This is a genomic window from Dellaglioa sp. CoH-57-MRSF-20 (genome assembly GCF_056781955.1).
The window spans coordinates 1-303 of the sequence record NZ_JBXAXV010000219.1 but is presented as its reverse complement, the minus strand read 5'-3'; the positions used below and the strand labels follow the sequence as shown (position 1 = coordinate 303).

Sequence of the window (303 nt, the reverse complement as noted above, 5' to 3'; positions counted from 1 at the left end):
CTCCCATTCTAGGAGCCATTCTCACATCTGGAGGCGATATGTTTCAAGTAACGCAGGAATTCGTGTTCTGTTCAGGCGTCGCTGTCGGGGCCCTGAGCGCGATTCGCATTATTGCCAGTTTCGCTTATCTCGATGGCTGGTTTGATAAACCGCAGCCGCGTCGGTTCCATGACATCGACGACGGTTCCTATCGTGGGAAGTCCGTGCGATGAACGAACTCTGGGAAAACCCGCTATACACGGTGGAAGAGCGTCTGGAAATGGCGGTCGGTGGCATCCTGTTCCGTGACAGGTGCCTGAAGCA

General features: G+C 54.8%; 1 protein-coding gene. It reads left to right on the top strand.

Features of this window, described 5'->3' with window-relative positions; translation table 11 throughout:
* Positions 1–212: hypothetical protein (locus tag AC1RPN_RS08830; protein WP_481763815.1), on the top strand; the 212-nt coding region annotated here is incomplete at its 5' end.
* Between the last annotated feature and the right edge of the window lie 91 nt (positions 213–303).